General features: G+C 38.0%; 14 protein-coding genes and 1 riboswitch. Of the genes, 4 read left to right on the top strand and 10 right to left on the bottom strand.

The genetic code is table 11. From position 1 onward, the window contains the following. On the bottom strand, positions 1-305 hold a 305-nt coding region (locus HHO41_RS20695; protein WP_211171260.1), incomplete at its 3' end, for a transposase. A 384-nt stretch (positions 306-689) separates the two neighbouring features. On the opposite strand from HHO41_RS20695, the gene HHO41_RS20700 reads away from it, so the two are divergent. Further along, on the top strand, positions 690-1,490 hold the full coding sequence (locus tag HHO41_RS20700) for a YkgJ family cysteine cluster protein (RefSeq protein WP_169102255.1): 801 nt from the start codon (positions 690-692) through the stop codon (positions 1,488-1,490). Positions 1,491-1,728: 238 nt separating this feature from the next. Here HHO41_RS20700 and HHO41_RS20705 read toward each other — a convergent pair whose 3' ends face one another. The 3 genes from HHO41_RS20705 to HHO41_RS20715 all read right to left on the bottom strand — a co-directional run bounded on the left by HHO41_RS20705 (position 1,729) and on the right by HHO41_RS20715 (position 5,320). Next, the gene (locus HHO41_RS20705) at positions 1,729-2,040 is read right to left on the bottom strand and encodes a hypothetical protein (protein WP_169102257.1); all 312 of its coding nucleotides are present in this window, start codon (positions 2,038-2,040) and stop codon (positions 1,729-1,731) included. 275 nt (positions 2,041-2,315) lie between these two features. Beyond that, a complete protein-coding gene (locus HHO41_RS20710; RefSeq protein WP_169102259.1) occupies positions 2,316-3,080 on the bottom strand; it encodes a transposase in 765 nt (254 codons plus the stop codon). A 413-nt stretch (positions 3,081-3,493) separates the two neighbouring features. Beyond that, complete coding sequence (locus HHO41_RS20715; protein ID WP_169102261.1) at positions 3,494-5,320, bottom strand: APC family permease; 1,827 nt, start codon at positions 5,318-5,320, stop codon at positions 3,494-3,496. A 144-nt stretch (positions 5,321-5,464) separates the two neighbouring features. Then, a riboswitch (cyclic di-AMP (ydaO/yuaA leader) is annotated at positions 5,465-5,604 on the bottom strand. A gap of 334 nt (positions 5,605-5,938) precedes the next feature. Between HHO41_RS20715 and HHO41_RS20720 the strand changes: the two genes are divergently transcribed. Continuing rightward, positions 5,939-9,007 (top strand): FAD-binding and (Fe-S)-binding domain-containing protein, encoded by a 3,069-nt coding sequence (locus tag HHO41_RS20720; RefSeq protein WP_169102263.1) that lies wholly within the window; start codon positions 5,939-5,941, stop codon positions 9,005-9,007. 42 nt (positions 9,008-9,049) lie between these two features. Here HHO41_RS20720 and HHO41_RS20725 read toward each other — a convergent pair whose 3' ends face one another. Further along, a complete protein-coding gene (locus HHO41_RS20725; RefSeq protein WP_169102265.1) occupies positions 9,050-9,646 on the bottom strand; it encodes a Crp/Fnr family transcriptional regulator in 597 nt (198 codons plus the stop codon). A gap of 468 nt (positions 9,647-10,114) precedes the next feature. Between HHO41_RS20725 and HHO41_RS20730 the strand changes: the two genes are divergently transcribed. Then, positions 10,115-11,827 carry an LPXTG cell wall anchor domain-containing protein gene (locus HHO41_RS20730; RefSeq protein WP_169102267.1) on the top strand — a complete coding sequence of 571 codons (1,713 nt, stop codon included), beginning with the start codon at positions 10,115-10,117 and terminating at the stop codon, positions 11,825-11,827. A 111-nt stretch (positions 11,828-11,938) separates the two neighbouring features. Here the strand turns inward: HHO41_RS20730 and HHO41_RS20735 are convergent, their stop codons facing one another. The 5 genes from HHO41_RS20735 to HHO41_RS20755 form a co-directional block, all read right to left on the bottom strand. Further along, entirely contained in the window at positions 11,939-13,126 is a 1,188-nt protein-coding gene (locus HHO41_RS20735) for an amidohydrolase (RefSeq protein ID WP_169102277.1), read from the bottom strand. A gap of 68 nt (positions 13,127-13,194) precedes the next feature. Continuing rightward, positions 13,195-14,628 carry an MFS transporter gene (locus HHO41_RS20740; protein WP_169102269.1) on the bottom strand — a complete coding sequence of 478 codons (1,434 nt, stop codon included), beginning with the start codon at positions 14,626-14,628 and terminating at the stop codon, positions 13,195-13,197. 340 nt (positions 14,629-14,968) lie between these two features. After that, a complete protein-coding gene (locus HHO41_RS20745) occupies positions 14,969-17,317 on the bottom strand; it encodes a helix-turn-helix domain-containing protein (protein ID WP_169102271.1) in 2,349 nt (782 codons plus the stop codon). A gap of 182 nt (positions 17,318-17,499) precedes the next feature. Further along, positions 17,500-17,913, bottom strand: coding sequence for a pre-toxin TG domain-containing protein (locus HHO41_RS20750; protein WP_169102273.1), 414 nt, complete (start codon positions 17,911-17,913; stop codon positions 17,500-17,502). 253 nt (positions 17,914-18,166) lie between these two features. Then, complete coding sequence (locus tag HHO41_RS20755; protein WP_169102279.1) at positions 18,167-18,655, bottom strand: antitoxin YezG family protein; 489 nt, start codon at positions 18,653-18,655, stop codon at positions 18,167-18,169. Positions 18,656-18,989: 334 nt separating this feature from the next. Between HHO41_RS20755 and HHO41_RS20760 the strand changes: the two genes are divergently transcribed. Beyond that, positions 18,990-20,246: a DUF7018 domain-containing (lipo)protein gene (locus HHO41_RS20760; RefSeq protein WP_169102275.1), complete on the top strand. Its 1,257-nt coding sequence runs from the start codon at positions 18,990-18,992 to the stop codon at positions 20,244-20,246. Positions 20,247-20,468: the final 222 nt, after the last annotated feature.

Genomic DNA, 20,468 nt, shown 5'->3' on the forward strand with positions numbered 1-20,468 from the left:
AATCGGTCCTGAAAAAGGTGTCCACACCGTTCATACTTCATGTTATACCAATGCACATAACTTGAGCTGATTCTCTTAATCGCATCTGATATGGTCTCCTCAGACTCCTTCATTAATAAATGGACGTGGTTATCCATTAAACAGTAACCATATAGTTCATATTTACTGATATCCCGATATTTTTTTAGTGTTTCTAAAAACTTTCTTCTGTCCTCATCATCCTCAAATATAGTTTGTCGATTGATTCCCCTCAACATAATGTGGTATACGCCACTAGAGCTCCTTTTCCTTGCTTTTCTTGGCATTAAAAATCACCTCAAGGTAATGATTCTCTTTATTTATTTGGATAAAAAATGGATGAATTGCATAGTTTTGCAGGTTCTAAAAGAAGAACTTTCAATGGTTTGGAATGAGTTGAAGACTAAATTATCGTGAGATTGTCTTATGATTGAATAGAAAAATGAATAGAGAAGGTAGATTTATTGGGTTCAAGGGGATGAGGAATTGTTTGATTTTAATCTTAATTATATATTCCATACTCATGCTAAAAATCCTGCAAAAAATATAGAAATATAGTAATTGATTGGGATACTCATTAACTTTTTGGAAAAATTAGTAAACAGGCATCATTAACTTTACGACCTCCACATACAAATCAATTAAAGTAAAAGTTTTAAAGGGGGAACAAGATGTCTCGTAATAACCTGTGTGTATGTGGAAGTGGTAAAAAACAAAAGAGATGTCATTCAGACATAAATCCTGATAGTAGAGCGGGAAAGTTACTTCAAATTTATTCACATGTCGATGAAATAACAAAATCATTTGAATATGAAAAGAATCATCCGTGTAAAAAAGGATGTTCTTCCTGTTGTTACCATAATTTTTCTATTACAGACATTGAATTTAAATTAATTTTAAGAGAGTTGAGTAATTGGCCTATGGAGGATGTATTTAAACTTAAGGAAGAAATAGAATCGATTACCAATATAATACAACGAAATTTTCCAGACTTTTTTTTGACACTTGAGAAGGATGGTACGGGGAAAAGTTTAGATTTAATGTTAAAACAGACATCTAACAGTACTTTTGATATTCCATGCCCTTTTCTTGAAGTGAATAAAGGTACCTGTAAAATTTATGATACTCGACCAATGATTTGCCGTCTTCATGGGACGACTTTTTATGAAAAGTATGAATTTACTATCTGCGAAAATATCCCAAGCAATATTGAAAATGGAAAAGAGGTTGCTGATGTTACCTCTTTGAAAGATGAGATGGACCAAACGCTAATAAAGTTTGGGGATAAAGTCTTTATGAACAGACCTTACCCTATTTTTTATTGGTTTAAAATATATTTTGATTCAATTGGTACCCGTTTGAGTGATGGTGTATCAATATCCAATGAATCAAGAGATTTTAAACTACATTCACGCATCGGGGAAAGAGAATTAATTCATTCAATCTTTGGAAAGTATCCTGAACAGATTTAAAAACAAACAAATCAAAGGGATGGTTCTCTATTTACCTATATTATCGAAATCCATCTAGCAAATAATCAGAACACATACCAGTACTCAAACATTAGCATTGGTGCCACAGAGACACAATGTTGGGATAGTGAACCTGTCACTGTATCTCTGCTGTGTCTCTCCATCTATTTTTCAAAATCACAAAAAACGGTGGGACAGTGAACCTGTCCCACTGTCTCCAGTTCACTCCTTGTCCCTTTTAATACCAACGTTCAATCTTCATATTCTTTGTAAATTCAGCAACACTCATTGATGAAAGATCCATGACATCTATGGAAGACCCCTCATCCGTTAACTCAATTGGAATGATAAAAATATCATAATCGTCAGTAATCCTTATAATTCCATCAGGTTCAATCACTAGAGGTTGTTTTGAGCGAGTGACTTCCAATTCCTGATCAAAATTCTCCTTGCTTATTAACGTATAATCATCGATTAATACAGCATCGACTGTATGAGATAACAATTCTCCATCGGCAATCCATTCGTAAATATAAGTCACCTGTTTCATTTTTCCATCTCCTTTTAAAAAATTAGTATAGACAATTTATAAAATAATAATAATGGCGTAAATGATGATATATAACCTCCTACACCACTAAGTGTCAGCACGTGGGCAGAATATGGTCCACATGGACAGGCCTGTCTCTCCTTTAAGAGGGATGTACCCCGTCCCAGTAAGACTAACTTTATTCATAAATATCTGAAGGACTCGTGGACAGGTTCCCCATCTATTTAACTAATCACAAAAAACGGTGGGACGTGAACCTGTCCCCATTTTCCTGGTTATCTACGAACACGATCAATCACACTTTTTGATATTCCAGTGATTCTTGATAGTTGTCTCACCGACACCCCATTCAACTTTTTAAGTTTTGATAATACCTCATCCCTAGCTCCCCTCTCCATTCTCTGAATTGTACTGGTGTTGATTATCCCCAGTTGATTAAGGTATTCCCTCACCTCTTGATCAGATTTTCTATTTATTATGTAATCATCCAAACATTGATCACCATTCGACTGATTCATATACAAAATAAACATATTTATGGCACTTTTTCGATCATATGAAAATAATCCAAAACCCACGTCAACATCAACTAAGATTGCCTTTTTTAAATATTCATTAATGCTGGTCCATTTACTTTCAAAAACATTTCGTGCCAATCCAGCTTTCATGGGGTTTTGGTGAATATACCTAAGGGCGATTTTAAAATAGTCATGGTTTTCTACATTCTCACTTTTGAATCGGTCCTGAAAAAGGTGTCCACACCGTTCATACTTCATGTTATACCAATGCACATAACTTGAGCTGATTCTCTTAATCGCATCTGATATGGTCTCCTCAGACTCCTTCATTAATAAATGGACGTGGTTATCCATTAAACAGTAACCATATAGTTCATATTTACTGATATTCCGATATTTTTTTAGTGTTTCTAAAAACTTTCTTCTGTCCTCATCATCCTCAAATATAGTTTGTCGATTGATTCCCCTCAACATAATGTGGTAAACGCCGCTAGAGCTCCTTTTCCTAGCTTTCCTTGGCATTAAAAATCACCTCAAGGTAATGATTCTCTTTATTTATTTGGATATAAAAATGGATGGATTGCATAGTTTTGCAGGTTTTAAAAGAAGCACTATCAATGGTTTGGAATGGGTTGAAGACTAAATTATCGTGAGATTGGCTTATGATTGAATAGAAAAATGACTTCGAAATGGAAAAATGAATAGAGAAGGTAGATTTATTGGGTTCAAGGGGATGAGGAATTGTTTGATTTTAATCTTAATTATATATTCCATACTCATGCTTAAAGTCCTGCAAAAGATATAGAAATATAGTAGTCGATCGGAATACCATGCTTCACGCTATTTATCTTATCATCAAAAAACGGCGGGACAGTGAACCTGTCCCCCTGTCTCTTGTCCCGCTGGATGGGACAGTGAACCTGTCCCTTTGTCCCTTATTTTTTCAAATGATAAGGTACTGTCGATATAATCACATCTCTCTTATAAAGCAGGAATGACCGAATTAGTAAACTTGATTGGTTATGAAGGATATTATGCCATGCCTTTTTAGTTATAAATTGCGGGATGATTACAGTAACTTGATAGTTGTTTTCTTTCGCTTTACGTTCAACAGTATCAACAAACTTCGTTAACGGTGAAATGATGCTTCTGTAATGAGAATGTAACGTTACGAGTCTTACGTCAGGCTGCCACTTCTTCCATTTTTCTTCAAACTTATGCTCGTCATCTCTTTCAAACGCAACATACACCGCAATAATTTGATCCGGTGAAAGAGATTTAGCATAGTTAATTGAATTCTCAACAACGTGAGTAATACCTGCTACAGGAACAATGATTACATTTCCTTCTATCTTCATGCTGGACTCATAGGATGTTAGTCTCAATTGTTCTCCTACGGCATCATAGTGTTTTTTAATTCTGTGAAAAATAACAATAATAATTGGAACAAAAATTAATATTGACCAGACTTGATTAAATTTTGTTATGAAAAACATAATGGTTACGACAAAACTAATGAGGGCACCTGTTGTATTGATGACAAATTTCGGTATCCACCCTTGTGGTTTCTCTTTTATCCACTTTACCATCATGCCAGTTTGAGACAATGTAAATGGAATAAATACACCAACTGCATAGAGTGGAATCAGATGCTCCGTTTCTGCATGAAATGCAAAAATTAAGATGATGGATGCAACACCGAGCATGATGATACCATTCGAATATCCTAATCGGTCCCCCCTTACCAGGAACATCCTAGGAATAAATTTATCTTTAGCAAGATTCACTGCAAGTAACGGAAATGCTGAATATCCCGTGTTTGCTGCAAGAATTAAAATCAACGCTGTGGTACCTTGAATAAAGAAATACATAAAGTTTCTTCCGAATATCTCTTCCGCAATTTGGGAAACTACTGTCACCTCAACTTTAGGTGCTACCCCATAGTAATATGCTAGGGTAACAATTCCAGAAAAAAGGATTGCCAGCAAAAGTCCCATCATGGTTAATGTTTTAGCAGCATTGTTAGGAGCTGGATCTTTAAAGTTAGGTATCGCATTGGATATTGCTTCAACTCCTGTTAGAGCGGAACTTCCCGAAGCAAAAGCCTTTAAAAGAATAAATAAACTGACACCAGCAACTGGAGTTCCTACAGGAGCGTGTAATTCAGGTGATACTCCTCCTGTTAGGATATTGAAAATACCAACACCAATTAAGATGAACAGAGCTAGCACAAATAAGTAGACTGGGTAGGCTAGGATTGAAGCTGACTCTGTTACACCTCTTAAATTTAATAATGTAATAAAAATAACAAAAACAATAGCGATTTCCACATTATAGGAATGTAGGCTTGGAAATGCTGATGTGATGGCATCAGTTCCAGCTGATACACTAACTGCTACAGTTAGGATATAGTCAACCAAAAGAGAACCTCCGGCAATTAAGCCCGGATTTACTCCTAAATTATTCTTCGAAACAACATAAGCTCCTCCACCGTGAGGATAAGCGAATATTATCTGACGATAGGACAATATAAGTGCAGTCAACAGAATTAATACTCCCAAAGCGATAGGAATGGAGTACCAAAATGCGACTGTTCCTAATGTAACCAAAACAATTAGGATTTGTTCAGGGCCATACGCCACAGATGATAATGCATCTGAAGAAAGAATCGCTAATGCCTTGGTTTTGCTGATTTTTTGTTCCCCTAATTCATGTGATTTTAAAGGTCTTCCAATTAAAAACTTTTTTATAGATGTAAGCATTCATTCATCTCCGCCTTAAAATGCATTTAAGCTATGTTATATATTGTCCAAAAAAAGATTTTTTTTATAAAAAAATAAAAAAGCCTACAAGTCATAGCTAATAGACCTGTAGACACATTAATATATCTGTCTCACAAGCTCCACCTTCCTTCTCATGAACGCTTACGGGGTTAGCTGTCGGATTCGGACATTGAGTAGCCCTACCTAAAAAGGATTCACCCCCAGGATGGTTATCATCCTAAAAATGGTTCCCCCGTACCAATTGGTTTCAGCGATATAAGAAATTTGAAACTGTGAATATTTTATTCCTCTATATAACTAAAGTAAACGATTTTTTTCGAAAAAGATTAAAAGACTAAAAGTCGACAATATTATATAACGGAAACATGTGGTCCATAGGTGGTCCACAGGGACAGGCCCCTCGTCCCGTATATCGGTAGGACAGTAAACCTCTCCCTTTGTCCCCAAATGTAATACAATCGTAACAAAAAACAGCTTTCTCGGTGACTATATCACGGAGTTGGCCCTCCGAAAACAGCGATACTTTTAATTAAGAAGGACAGAACACTGTACCTGTTTATTGTTCAAATTTTAATCATGATATCGGAGGGAATGTAAATGTTAACAATTGATAAGCTAGTTGAACAAAGACTAGATGAAATTTTCCAAGATAGAGTCCGTACTGACATTGTCGAAAGAAAGATGTACTCATATGATGTTGGCGCCTTACCTGGTTTAGTTAAACCATTTCTTCCTATTGGAATTCCTGGAGCCGTAGTCCGACCAGACAGCCATGAACAACTAATTCAATTGGTAACCCTTGCCAATGAAGAAAATTTAAAACTTGTTCCGCGGGGAATGTCAACATCCGGATTTGGGGGTGTACTCCCTGAGGAAGGTGCAATCGTCGTTGACTTATCCGGTATGAACAGAGTCTTAACAGTCGACCATCATCGTTTAGAGGTTACAGTGGAAGCAGGAATCATCTGGGAGCAACTGCAAAGAAAATTGCATAAAGAAAAGCTCGACTTAATTTTATACCCATCCTCACTCCCTTCCTCGACTGTTGGTGGACTTTTAGCACAAGGTGGGACTGGCTTTGGTGGTTATGAGTATGGTGTGTTTAAGGAAAATGTATTAGAGGCAAAAGTCATTTTGCCAGATGGGAAGTTGCAGGTTTTTTCCGGACATGATCTGATGCAATATATTGCCGACCTTGAGGGAATCACGGGAATCATTACGGAGATTACAATGAAGGTAAGAAGGCTCGAAGATGAGATTCATCGATTAATCGCTTTCCCAACCAATGATGCAATTGGAAATGCTTTAATCGAAATTTCTCAAAAAAAGCTTCCCATTTGGTCGCTAACTTTTTTAAATCCAGAATCGACAAAACTTAAGAAAAGACTGCCGCACCGTCATGGACATAAATACGAAGAAAAGCTTCGGAAATCGGAACCGGAATTGCCGGAAACGTTCACTCTTATGGTTGCCTATCCAGTTTCTCGCCATGACCTTATTGATGCTGACTTAAAGGACATTACGGCAAAACACGACGGTTATGAGTTACCTGCCCCAGCAGCTGAACACGAATGGTCAGAGCGGTTTAGACCCATGCGCTTCAAGCGTATTGGACCATCAATGATTCCAACTGAAGTGGTGGTACCATTAAAAAATTTAGCAAAGGTTCTAAGTGAAATCGAGACAAAAATTAAGCATCCATTTGTCCTTGAAGGAATGGTTGCCAAAGGCGATAAGGTCATCTTGCAAGGTTTCATCCCACACGATGAGCGGACTTTTGCATTCAACATGGCTTTCGCTCTGTCATTGTCAGTCATTGAAATCGCCAAAAAGCATGGTGGCTCTGCGTATGCAACTGGTCTTTATTTTCGGCGAGAAGCTAAAACCGTGCTTGGAAATGATCGCTATGAAAAGGTTCAAACATATAAGGCGAACATCGATCCAAAAGGATTATTTAATCCTAACAAAGTAATTGGCAGTGGAATGATTGATAAAATAATGGGAACTGCGTCCTCATTAGAAGCTCTTATCCGTCCATTTGCAAATGCTGCCACCGCGCCTTTTAGTGAGGCTGTCCGCGAAGGTAAAAAGAAAGGCATTCCAGGTGATATTGCTTATTATGCAACTGCCTGTTCGCGCTGCGGCTATTGCGTTTCAACTTGCGAGCAATTCGCTGGTAGAGGTTGGGAATCACAATCTCCACGCGGTAAGTACCATTATTTACGTGAGGTGATTGCAGGCAGAGAAAAATTCAACCCTGATACGGTGTCGAATTTCTTATTATGTACAACATGTGAGGTTTGCAATACGCGTTGCCAGCTTGATATACCTGTAGAGCATAACTGGATGGACTTACGTGGGACCTTAATCCACGAGGAAAAACGGATGACCTTCCCTCCATTTGAAATGATGGCGGCTTCACTTCGGGGAGAACGGAATATATGGGCTGGAAAAAAAGAGAAACGTGCTGATTGGGTTCCAGAGGATATTAAAGCAAAAATCAAAGATAAAGCAGATATTTTATATTTCGCCGGTTGTACCGCCTCCTTCGTTAATACTGATGTTGCAGAAAGTTCTGTAAGATTGTTAACGGAAGCGGGGATTGATTTTACCTATATGGGTGGCGATGAAGCCTGCTGTGGGATCCCAATGAAGGTATCTGGTAAATGGGATGTATTTGAAGAAATTTTTGAGCACAATGTTGCAGAAGCCAAAAAACGAGGGGCAAAAACAATTGTCACATCCTGTCCTGCTTGTGGATTAGTATGGAAGGAATTATATGCAGAACTTGCTGCCAAAAAAGGAATTGAATATGATTTTGAGGTAAAACACTATTCGGAAATAGCAGCAGAAGCCTTTAAAGAAGGAAAGCTCAAGTTTACCCATGAGGTCAATAAACGCGTTACTTTCCACGACTCCTGTCATGCTGGTAGAGCGCAAGGTATATACGAGCCTCCTCGAGATTTATTGAAAGCTATACCGGGAGTTGATTATGTTGATATGGAGCATAATCGTGAGGAAGGCTATTGTTGTGGATCAGTACTAACCTTAATCGGTGAAACGCCTGTGGCTCCTAAACTAGGTGGAATGCGACTTCAAGAAGCAGTCGATGTAAAGGCTAATACTGTGGTAGCCTTATGTCCTTGTTGTCAGGTTCAGCTTAGAGACTCAAATGTTAAAAATGAGCTTGGTTTAGAGATAACAGATTTGGCTCGCTTCGTTATGGAAGGTCTTGGATATCATATTAAGGATCAATCGGAGTACTCAATCGAAATGTGGGGATATTTTGAGAAGTTTATATTGTTAATGAAACCTGAGGTGTTGGCCGATATTATGGCTTCCCTTTTCAAACCCATGTTCGAAGCAATGCCATCTGCCATGGTTTCGATGATGAAGGCCATGAAACATACCCCTGGTGGATTAAATATGATGGCAAAAATGATGCCAACCCTTATGCCAAAGCTTGTACCTGATATTATGCCGAAGGTAATGCCAGATATGCTAGCTGAAGTGTCAAGAAGAGTGGGGCCATTACCTGAAGATATGGAGGAATTAATGCCAGATTTACTTCCAAAGACAATGGACTCGTTAATGCCTAACATGTTACCGTTAATTATTCCACATATTACTCCGAGAATGATTGAATATATTAAAACTGAACTATAAGAATAATAGATAAAAGATGATGGTCAAGTGGCCATCATCTTTTTAATGTGCTAACTCTCTTAATTTGTTTAAATCCTCAACAACAAGCGTTCCTCTAGAAGTTTGAACAATTTTATCATTTTCCATATGCTTCAGCATTCTACTTACTACTTCACGAGCGGAACCGATATTTTTAGCGATTGTTTCATGAGTAATGGCTAATACCTTGCTATTTTCTAAAATGGTCTGCTCTAAAATAAATCCAGCAACTCGCTTGGATAGTCCTCCAAACACGATTTGTTCCATCACCCACATAGCATTTGAAAATCTAAGCGCCATCTGATTTAGCATATACTCTTTCACATAAATATTATTCGTACTTAAGATTTCGAAATCTGGTGAAGGAATGGAAAATACAGCACTATCCTTTTCAACTTCAAAATACACTTCAAAATTTAGGTTTTGAAACAAGCAAGATGCAGTTAACAAGCAAATTTCTCCATCAGCAAGTCTAAACAAAGTGACTTCACGGCCATCTTCACTCATAATATAGGCACGTATCCGTCCATGCTCTACGACTACAAGGCCACTACAATCATTGCGTTGTTTTTGAATTTTTTCTCCTTTTAAAAGCATTCTTCGTGCCATTGACCTTTGCAAAATGTCTTGCTCTTCGATATTTAAATGTGAGTAAAAGGGGAGGTAAGTTTTTATCAAATTAGTATCGTTATAAGATAACATTCTAACCACGACCCTTTTCTCTATGAATATTATGAAAACTTTTTAGTATTATATCATAATAACATTTCTAGCTACCGTCGATATTATGATTTCTTTTAGAACATGGTCCACAGGTGCACAGGTGGTCCACAGGGACAGTCCATCGTCCCGGTAAAAATAGTATTAGGATTTTTCTATCGTTGGGACAGTGAACCTGTCCCCTTGTCCCTCCTCTTCATATCATCTACACAGTTTCTACATACCATCTACATAGAGATTTCACCAATATTATATTAGTAAAAGTAATTATATTGCCTTTATAGTATTCTTAAGGAAATTTAATTTTCCTAATATTTTTGGAGGTGGAAAAGGTCTCCACTAAATGTAATTGATAGGGAGATTATTAGAATGAAGAGAAAATTATCCTTCTTAAGTGGTTTAACAGTATTCGCCTATTTCTTTTTTATTTTCTCATCTGTGACCTTTGCATCGGAAGACACTCATTCTCATGATACTGCAACTCTTGAAGAGGCAACATCTCAACTTCAAGAAGTTGTTCCAGCTAACACTGACGAATACGTCCACGAGAAAGAGGTTTCTCAGCCGATTGAGGAGGCTGTTGATACTGAACAGCCAGTTGAACCCGTTGAAGAGCACGTTCACGAAAAAGTTCCGGCTGATAACACAGCTGAGCCTGTTGGTGAGCAGCATCCTGCTGACACTACTGAAGAGCACGTTCATGAAGAAGTTCCGGCTGATAACACAGCTGAGCTTGTTGGTGAGCAGCATCCTGCTGACACTACTGACGAACACGTTCATGAAGAAATTCCGGCTGATAACACAGCTGAGCCTGTTGGTGAGCAGCATCCTGCTGACACTACTGACGAACACGTTCATGAAGAAATTCCGGCTTACAACACTACTGAGCCTATTGGTGAGGAACAACCGACTGATTCAACTGATGAGCACACTGTTATTGATCAACCAACAGAAAAAGAGTGTAAACATAATCACGACAAAGAAGTTTGCAAACTTGAATGTGCAAAAGATGTAGACAAAGAATGTAATCTTGACCAAGCTAACGAAACTACTGACAAAGCTTGCAAACAAATAGCCGAAGACGAAGATACAGGAACTGTTGACGAGCACACTGATGAACAAGCTCCGGCTGACAACACAGCTGAGCCTGTTGGTGAGGAGCAACCTGCTGATTCGACTGACGAGCATGTACACGAAGAGGTTCCAGCCGACAACTCAACTGACCCTGTTGTTGAGGAGCAACCTACTGATTCGACTGACGAGCACACTGGAGACAACAGTGGAACACCAGTAGAAGAAACTACTCATGAAAACGATCAAAATGTTGATTTTTCAAAAATCGTACCAACTAATGATAGTATTTTTATTGTTGATAATACCCAAAGTGCGATTGAAACGAACAATAATATTTATTTTAATAAAGAAAATCTTAATCAATCTAAACAGTTATACCCAAACATGAAAGTATTGGTGAAATATGCTGATTTAGAGGTTATGATTCCTGGAAGCATTCTACCGGAGAATCAAAATTCAGGCTTATCCGTTCAAATCGACGCAAACCAATATGAAGGTGCATTAAGCAAAGTTTATAATTTTTCAATTCCAACAGAAGATGAAAAGCTTATTGACACGTTTGCAACACCAATTATCATTACTTTTAAAATTGACCCTACAAAAGTAAGTAATTGGGATAATATCAAAGTAATCTATATCGATGAAACTGGAACAAAAACTTTAGAAGAAATTAAGATTGTTAGTATTGATAAAATAAATGGGTTAATCAGCGCTGAAGTCACCCACTTCAGTAAATATGGTGTATTTGAAATCGCGGGCGAACCTTCTCAGCAAGTTCCAACTAATGAGGTTACAGTTATCCCGACTAATACTACATCTAGCACAACTAGCGTAGTACCAGCTGCAACTGCGCCGGCAATTAATGATACAACCATTGAAAGCCAGTTACCAAATACAGCATCAGCTATGTATAACAATTTTTCACTAGGGTTAATCATGATTGCTCTAGGTGGAGCAATCTTGTTAATAAGAAGAAACAAGAGAAACAGAATAATAAATAGCCACTAAAAAGAGGCCAGGACATAGAGTAAAAACTCTTTGCTCTGGCCTTTATTAATCCGTTGGGACAGTGAACCTGTCCCTTTGTCCCTTCCAACCTGTCCCTTTGTCCCTTCCCAATTAGTCTAATTCATAATAACTGCACACAACTTGTCCAACAGCCTTCGCTGCTACTAGGAGTGCATCTTCATCAATATCAAATTTGGGATGATGGTTAAAGTAAGGTTTTTCTACCCCTTTTGGTGTACATGCGATGTAAAAGAAGCATCCAGGAAATTTCTCAGCATAATAAGCAAAATCCTCTGATGGAGACATAGCTGGAAATTCTTTTACTTCTTTAATATCTGGATCATTCATACTTCGTAAACTTTCTGCAACCTTTGCTGTTAACTCAGGGTTGTTGTACAACGGCGGATAATCCGGAGTATACGTAAGCTCACAAGTTACATCAAATTCTTCTTCAATTCCTCTTACAATCCGTTTAATTTCTCTCTCAATCGTTTCTTTTGTTTCGACAGTCATATAGCGAATATCACCTTCAAGCTCAACGCTATCCTTGATTACGTTGAAGGTACCCTTTCCATCAAAAGAACCGATTGTGATAACACCAATATCGAAAGGACTTAATCTTCGGCTAACAATGGTTTGCGTTGCAGTGACAAAATGGGCAGCAGCAACAATCGCATCATTAGCTAGATGTGGAGAGGAACCATGACCGCCTCTTCCTTGAACTTTCAATTTCATATACGCTCGTCCATTGAAGGAATACCCGGCATGATACCCTACAGTTCCTGCTGGTCCCATTGGTAATAAATGAATACCATAAACGGCATCTAGATCGTCAATCAAACCTGACTCTACAATACTTTTTGCTCCGCCTGGCGGGACTTCTTCCGCATGCTGGTGAATGATTTTGATTGTACCCGGAATTCCTTCTTTTAATTGGATGAGACAATCTGCAAGAACGAGTAAATACGCCGTATGTCCATCATGTCCACAGGCATGCATGACACCTTCATTTTTTGATTTAAACGGTACATCTGCTTCTTCATTAATGGGAAGAGCATCAAAATCGGCGCGAAGACCAATTGTTTTTCCTGGTTTTCCACCTTTAATCGTGACGATAATGCCATAACCATTCCCAATATTTGTTTGAATATCAACATCTTTCCCTTTATAAAAATCGGCAATGTACTGAGCTGTTTTCTCCTCTTTAAAGGAGATCTCAGGATTTTCATGCAGATAACGTCGTATTTCGATTATTTCTTCTTTACGTGCTTCTAGCATTCCGAATAAATCTTTTTTCATCATTTTCGTCTCCCTTTTTGATGGCATAGAATGCGTTGGGACAGTGAACCTGTCCCTTTGTCCCTTTCCTAATTAGCAATCTCCTGTGGCATTGATGTTGATTTTATTTTAGTTGTTGAAGCCTTTGCAGCTTTACCAGCACTTTTCGGAACCATTACCAAAATAGAAATGATTGAAAGTACACCGAAAATTACGTTTACGATAATCCCGATTGATGCTGCAGTAGCAACACTTCCAGCTGCTGCAACTGAACTATAAACCGTTGCGGAAATGGCAACACCAAATGCACCGCCAAGTGAACTTGCCATTTTATAGATTCCTGCAGCTTCCCCTACTTTGTTTGATGGTGCATTGGATACGGATGTATCTGTAGATGGCGTTGCATAGATTCCAAGACCAAGGCCAAATAATGCAAACCCGATGAATACGACAACTGTGTAGGCCAAACCAGGTAAGAAGGTTAATCCCATTAACGCTACACCAATCGTAGTGATAACAGCGCCCCAAATCATTGGTAATTTGGCACCAACTTTTTGCAAAATTTTCTCTCCGACACGAATCATGGCAAGCACGGCTACTAAATATCCAATCGATAACATCCCTGACTGAAAAGCCGTGAATCCCCGTCCAACTTGAACATACGTATTGGCAACAACAAGCGTTCCGGCTACTGCGTTTAACAAAAAGTTTGAGTAAGTGGCACCAGCATATGGTTTATTTTTAAATAGAGAGAAATCAATAAGTGCGATCTTTTTGCTTTTTTCAACTTTAAAGAAGACAATAGCTCCAATAACAGTAACCGCCGCAGAGATTAGGGAAGTCGGGCTTGTCCAGCCTAAATCTGCACCGAATGTAATAAAAACGTTTAAGGCAATCATGGTTACGATAAAGATAGCTAAACCGCTATAATCAAATTTAAAAGCACCAGTTCCTTCTGCTTTGCTTTCAGGTGTATCTTTAATCAGCCACATTGCAAGCATGGCAAAAATAATTGAGAAGATAAAGATCCATTTCCATCCCATATAAGTTGCAATGGCACCACCTGCAAACGAACATACCCCTGAACCACCCCAAGATCCAATTGACCAGAAACTAAGGGCACGTTGTCTATCTTTTCCATCAAAGTAAGCTTTCATTAAAGCAATGGTTGATGGCATAATACATGCTGCGGAAAGTCCTTGAATGATACGCCCAATAATTAACAATACAGCTCCTTGTGCTAAAACAAGGCAAAGCGAACCGACAACGCTTAAAATTAACCCTAGGTACGTAATTTTTTTACGTCCGATTTTATCGGCAATCCCACCGGCAGCTACAATAAACATTCCCGAAAATAAAGCTGTTAAGCTGATGGCGATATTCAGCGTTCCAGCCGAAACACCCAAATCTGCTTGAACATCCGGCACCACATTGACCATTGCCTGTGCAAAAAGCCAAAATGTGATAACCCCGAAAACTATACCCGTAATCATCTTATCTGTACCTTTATAAACCGTTTCCATCGTTAAGCCTCCTCGACTTTTTTAGGTCTGTTAATACTGAGATATTCGCTTAATAACAAGGCAGCTCAGGATTAACAATAACCATTTGATGTTTTTCACACCTTTATTATAAAAATTAACGGGTTTTTAAGAGAGGCAATTTTGATGTAAATCACGATAACAAAATGTCAATTCACAAACAATATGGTTCATGAGGTAAAAATAATACGGTCAATTTTTTACTTCCAAAAATAAAAGGGTCTGCCCCGCTTCCTTCTAAACAGCACAATGGAAACTGTTTAGAAGGGCGGCATCAGACCCTTTTGGATAAATCCTTATATAAAAAAATCATAAAAATTGCTTAAACGTAGGTTTTTCGAATATCAAAAAAGTGAATGGCATTACTAGTTAAATAAGAATAAAATGACCAATCCTCTTCTATGGATTCATCGAAGATTTCTAAGGATGGCCTGCTTGAATTGATGATATAATCGATAATTTCAGCATCCATTCCATACTTACTGTTCAACTTCCACCATTTCGTATATAAAGCACCATTATATTTATCAAACACATGCTTGCGAATTTGATAATCCCCTTTTTGCATTCCGGAAATCGTTATGTGAACTTCCTTGTTCAATTTTTGAAGAAAGGTCTCCTCAATCGAGAAATACGGGTTGATGATATTACTATTCATCAGAATCAATTGATATCCCCGCTCATTCTTTGACATCACATAATCCTCTCCATAGGCAACAATCTTGCCATGCAGGCGTTTTAAAAACATCAGTGCAAAATAAGCCGGGCGTTTTCCGTTTAGGTGATGGAATAATTCGACGCCATCCATTCGAAAACGTTTATCATTTCCAGCGCCTTCATGGACAATGGCATTGATCCAAAGACCAACTGTTTTCACTTCGTTGGCGATATCTAATACATTTTTCAAGATTAAAGCTCCGCGAAAAAAAGTGCCGTTCGTATACCGAGTATTCCCGGACAACGTGTTCCATGATACGAGATGAATCGGTCTTTCCATATTGTTTTTCTTTAAGAAATACTTCAACTTATTAGTTTTTTCTTTTATATATTCCTTTGCAAAATCGAATTTGGTATCTGCCATTTCCTTAAAATCAATGACCTCGTTTTGATTTGCATCATAACCGATAAAATCAATGGACTCACCATGTTCCAGCTGCCACACATGATGGTCGCTTGTCTTTTCTTCCCGAAAAGAAAAAGGCATGTACACTCCAATTTGAATCGAAGGAATTATTGATTTCAATACATTATGCAGTTTTAAATAAACCCGCTCAAGTTCCCTTGCTTCAACTCCAGTGTAATACGGATCGTAAAACATCACATGCCATTGCTTCATAAACGTTTCTCCATACAATTGCAAACAATGTCGGATAAATTGAGTAAGTTTTGTAAAATATTCTTCCTCATTTCTCGATATCTCCATATATTCCGACTGGACAAACAGAGATAAATCATTCTCTTTCATGAATTCCAATGCCCTATCAATATTAAAATATGGAGATGTAGTCGGAATCACTTCATCTGTTTCCACCTCAGGAGGAATAACTGTATTGCTAATAAGATGCCTGACTCCGATATACCTTAATTGTAAATCCTTTTTCACATCTAGAACTTGAGATCGAACATCTTCTTTCAATAATTCAATAATTTCTCCGATATTAAGAATATAACCAGGTCCATTTAATTTCATTGGCACGGGTTTTGTCAGGTTTATCTGCAACTTCTCATACCTTGTCTCTGTATGGTTATATGCTTTTTGATTATCTAGATTATCTAAAATCACGCTGCTTAATTTTGCAACAATTTCCGGTGTTCTAATAAATTTTGAAGCATCTTCTTTGTTATAGTTCTGAACTGAATCTTCCTTTTGTACATCATGACTATCCCGATATACATGTGGGGTCATTCCGTACACTTCTTTAAAAAATGTGGTAAAAGACTTTGCATTTGGAAAGCCATTATTTATCGCAATTTGTAAAATGGAGTCAGACGTATAAAGCAAAGCCTTCATACTATGCTTTAGTCTAATATTCATTAAAAACCGACTAAATCCTACTCCCATTCTCTGTTTAAAATAGCGGGATAGATAGCCTGTTGAAAGGTAAAATTTCTTAGCTGTCTCCTCTAATGTAATCATTTGGTCATAGTTTTTTTCCATATAATCAATGATTTGTGAGATACGCACATCACCAGTATCCATTTTCTCAAAGACACTGCCTTCTTCTTTAAAACTCCGAATCAGGATCAGTAACATTTGACAGATAAAGCTTTTAACCTCAATTCTATAGGTTTCATCCTGTCTAAAATGACTAATGATCATATTGGCCATCAGCTTGCGAAGCGAAAGAAGCATCTCTTCCCTTCCCAAATCAATTTCTCGTGAATAGCATTCAAAGCGACGATTTCGATAGTCAGCGTAATGATAATCCATAAAAGCATCCGAAATTGTTAAAATCATTACCCGATTATTTTCTTTCCCCTGGACCTGATAAAACTCATTACGATTTATGACAAGCAGATCCTTTTCTTCCATATGATAAAAACGATTAGATGTTTCGATTCTTAATTCACCACTTATTACTAGGATAAATTGAATCCCACTATTTATCCTTGGAACAAGCGTATCTATATGCTGTAATGATATTTGAAAATCTGACAACGGATCGTTCAAATCAATCCCTCCTGGTCCAAGGTGGTCCACAGGGACAGGTTCCTCGTCCCACAAACCTGCCTGACATCACAACTTCATTACCATTATAATCATCCTTGTTCGACATTAAAAGGGACAAACCTGTCCCTTCCTTCCTGTTAGAATCCACAGTGACGGTTCTCATGGTTTTGGTACAAACAATGTCATAAAGCCAGGAGATCCGTCCCCCCTGGTCTTGCGAGACGAATGGTGCTGGTGAATTTCGTTAAGCCACTGACACCAGGGACAATATCGAGTGGTGCCAACAGCCCTCGCACCCATCGTTCAGATGTCTCGAGTTCCCGACCTGAGACTAAATCCTTTCCAGACACAGCTGAACTCAATTCATAAGCACCGTATACAGCTCCCAACGCCATTCCAGCCGGCGGGCAGAATAGCGTTACTCCAGCGATTACCACAATTGCACCCATCTGAAACAACAATTCTTTGTATTTTTGCGAGTCACTAATGGATTCATATTCGAAAGCCCGTGTATTGACAATGGCCTGTTGGTATTCTTTCTGGGAAAAATCTTGATTGGGATTGAGCTCTTTCCAAGCTTCGTATTCCAATTTCATCTGTTTTCTGTTTTCCGTAGAAATTGTTACCACTGAAGATATCGTCTAGGCTTATTTCTGGTTTTTCTATTTCTACCGAATTGTATACACCAGCGGTAATATGAACCGTTTCACTTGCAGAGCCGGTTTCTTTGAAGATCACTAATTTTTACGTTGGTATTATTTTTTGAACAAAGCATAAATTTTCCATAAAAAAACACCTGTTGCCTTAATGACAATCAAGTGCTTTCTTTAACCATTCTAATTCATTTTATTAAATTGGATTATTTGGATATTCATTTAAATATCTTTCAATCATCTCTTTGCTCTCAGCGTCAACTGGTTCATTCCCTAAATATTTATACTCCCAAATAACCAACTGATCATCAAAGCTATAATTTGTATCAAACCAGTTAGTATAATCATAGTGAATTTTAAATTTCCCATTATCCTCTAGAGATAATGTAAACGAATACCATAGCTCTTGTTGATAGTCAGTGAAAACTTTTCTTAGTTTGTCACTCAGCTCAAATAGGTTTCTCTCTTTTTGCTTATATTCCTCTTTATTAATATTAAATTCAAAAGGAATTTCTAAACTATATTTATAGTTACACTCATCTTCAGGAGTGTTATAGAAGAAGTAAGTACCTCCACCTGTTTCTGACACTTGAGCATACATAAAAAATTTAACCCATTTTTCTGGAATCATTGCATTAACCGTTTCAGCAATTTCCCTATATATTTGGCTCATTTCTTGTTCCATAGTCAAAAATATCATCCTTTTTCAGCACCAAGATGAAGTTTATAACCGTCCCTATGTCCCTACTGTTGCACCTTGGCTAGGATACAGTGATAAACCTTTCTCTTGTAATTTCCTAAAATTACTTTGTAAATCATATACTTGTTTATGTAAACTATCAACGATTTGATTAATATCCATTCTGTTTAATGCTCTTTCAACTACGTCCCCCTGTTTCACGATTTTTTTCAAATGAAAACAAAAACGGGAAATTCAGCTCTATCAATCCATTAAAATGGTAAAATAGGAAAAAATAGCATAAACCACTGGTTAGAATGCAAGAATTGGGAGATGCAAGATGAAATTAAAAGTTTTACTCGTTTTATTATTGACCGCAACCTCTTTACTTGGCTGTAATGGCTTGCCTGTTCAAGTGGACAAGACCGAAAAAGTTAAAGTAGCATCCGTGAAGGTTTCCAAAGAGGAATATGAAAAAAAGATAAAAGCCTTGGGAAAAAAGCTAAATAAAGCGTTTTTGGAAATGAATAAGGTCGTTAAGCTCGACCCGGATGTAAAAGGACGCAACCAAAAAATATTGGATTCTTTAGATGGCATTCGCGAAATCGTCAACGAATACCGTTCCTATAAGGCACCAAAAGAGTACGAGGACATTCAAGCTCTATTTATGAAGGCGACGGACCATTACAATAAAATGCTCGATCTGATGGAAAAAGCCGTAGAGAAACAGGATGAAGAAATCTGGCAGACCGCCAATAGTTCGCTGAAGAAAGGCGATGAATACTGGATTCAAGCCAATCAAACGCTGCTTGACCGCACAACCACGCTTGGCGATGGTACGATTACCGCCGAGGATTTGAAAAATCTCGATAAAGCCGCAGGTATTGACCGGGATGCTGTGAAACGGAACATTTCAGACGATGGACAAGAACTCATCGGGAAATGGGGATTTGAGGGCTCAACACCTTCGATTGTATTAAATGCTGATGGTACATATGAGGGTTATAAGGATGGAACTTATCCTTCAAGAGACAACGCGTATTTTGGAACCTGGAAATACGACAAGGAGACGCAAGTCATTCATTTTACCAATGACCAGTCTTTTTTAGGTGGGAAGGAAACCGAGAGCCGCCCCACCATGGATATGAACGTGCAAAACTTTCAAGACGGGAAAATGTACTTGATGGATATTGAATCCTTTGCTGAATTTCATTTTGTAAAAATGGGAAAGGCTACGGCTTCTACAAAAGCCTCTGCCAAGTCTTCTTTGGCATCATCCAAGAAGGCGGATAATCAGGCGCTCCTTCAAAAGGAGTGGATTCGCGAAGACGGCGACTTCTCCCGCATTTTAAAGTTGGACAAATCGAATGGCATTACCGTGACTAACCGCAACAATGCAACAGGCGTGTCCACATATTGGTCAGGACAGTATACCTTTGATAAAAAAACAAGCACCATTCATATCCAAGTCACCAAAAGTGAAGATCCTGATATAACCTTGGGTACATTCGACATGAAGGTATTAACGGTCACCGAAGATCAATTGGACATCGAAGTCGGAAGCAGAACCTTTCACTACAACTTAAATGCGCAATAGTAAATTTGGCCCACAGGGACAGGTCCCTGTAAAAAGGATGAAAAGGATGGTCCACAGGGACAGGTCCCTCGTCCCAGTAAAAATAGTATAAGGATATTTCTATCGTTGGGACAGTGAACCTGTCTGTTTTTTGCAAGCAGAAAGTGCAGAAAAATGCAGCGAAATTTACATAGGCTTGCAGCTATAATTTACATTAAATTCCATCTGGTGATTTTACAGAGG

The organism is Bacillus sp. DNRA2 (assembly GCF_012843265.1).
In the GTDB taxonomy this organism is placed as follows: domain Bacteria; phylum Bacillota; class Bacilli; order Bacillales; family Cytobacillaceae; genus Bacillus_BU.

Excerpts from the sequence above, each read along its gene's own strand:
- HHO41_RS20700 (WP_169102255.1), top strand. The coding sequence starts at position 690 with ATGTCTCGTAATAACCTGTGTGTATGTGGAAGTGGTAAAAAACAAAAG.
- HHO41_RS20705 (WP_169102257.1), bottom strand. The coding sequence starts at position 2,040 with ATGAAACAGGTGACTTATATTTACGAATGGATTGCCGATGGAGAATTG.
- HHO41_RS20710 (WP_169102259.1), bottom strand. The coding sequence starts at position 3,080 with ATGCCAAGGAAAGCTAGGAAAAGGAGCTCTAGCGGCGTTTACCACATT.
- HHO41_RS20715 (WP_169102261.1), bottom strand. The coding sequence starts at position 5,320 with ATGCTTACATCTATAAAAAAGTTTTTAATTGGAAGACCTTTAAAATCA.
- HHO41_RS20720 (WP_169102263.1), top strand. The coding sequence starts at position 5,939 with ATGTTAACAATTGATAAGCTAGTTGAACAAAGACTAGATGAAATTTTC.
- HHO41_RS20730 (WP_169102267.1), top strand. The coding sequence starts at position 10,115 with ATGAAGAGAAAATTATCCTTCTTAAGTGGTTTAACAGTATTCGCCTAT.
- HHO41_RS20735 (WP_169102277.1), bottom strand. The coding sequence starts at position 13,126 with ATGAAAAAAGATTTATTCGGAATGCTAGAAGCACGTAAAGAAGAAATA.
- HHO41_RS20740 (WP_169102269.1), bottom strand. The coding sequence starts at position 14,628 with ATGGAAACGGTTTATAAAGGTACAGATAAGATGATTACGGGTATAGTT.
- HHO41_RS20750 (WP_169102273.1), bottom strand. The coding sequence starts at position 17,913 with ATGAAATTGGAATACGAAGCTTGGAAAGAGCTCAATCCCAATCAAGAT.
- HHO41_RS20755 (WP_169102279.1), bottom strand. The coding sequence starts at position 18,655 with ATGGAACAAGAAATGAGCCAAATATATAGGGAAATTGCTGAAACGGTT.
- HHO41_RS20760 (WP_169102275.1), top strand. The coding sequence starts at position 18,990 with ATGAAATTAAAAGTTTTACTCGTTTTATTATTGACCGCAACCTCTTTA.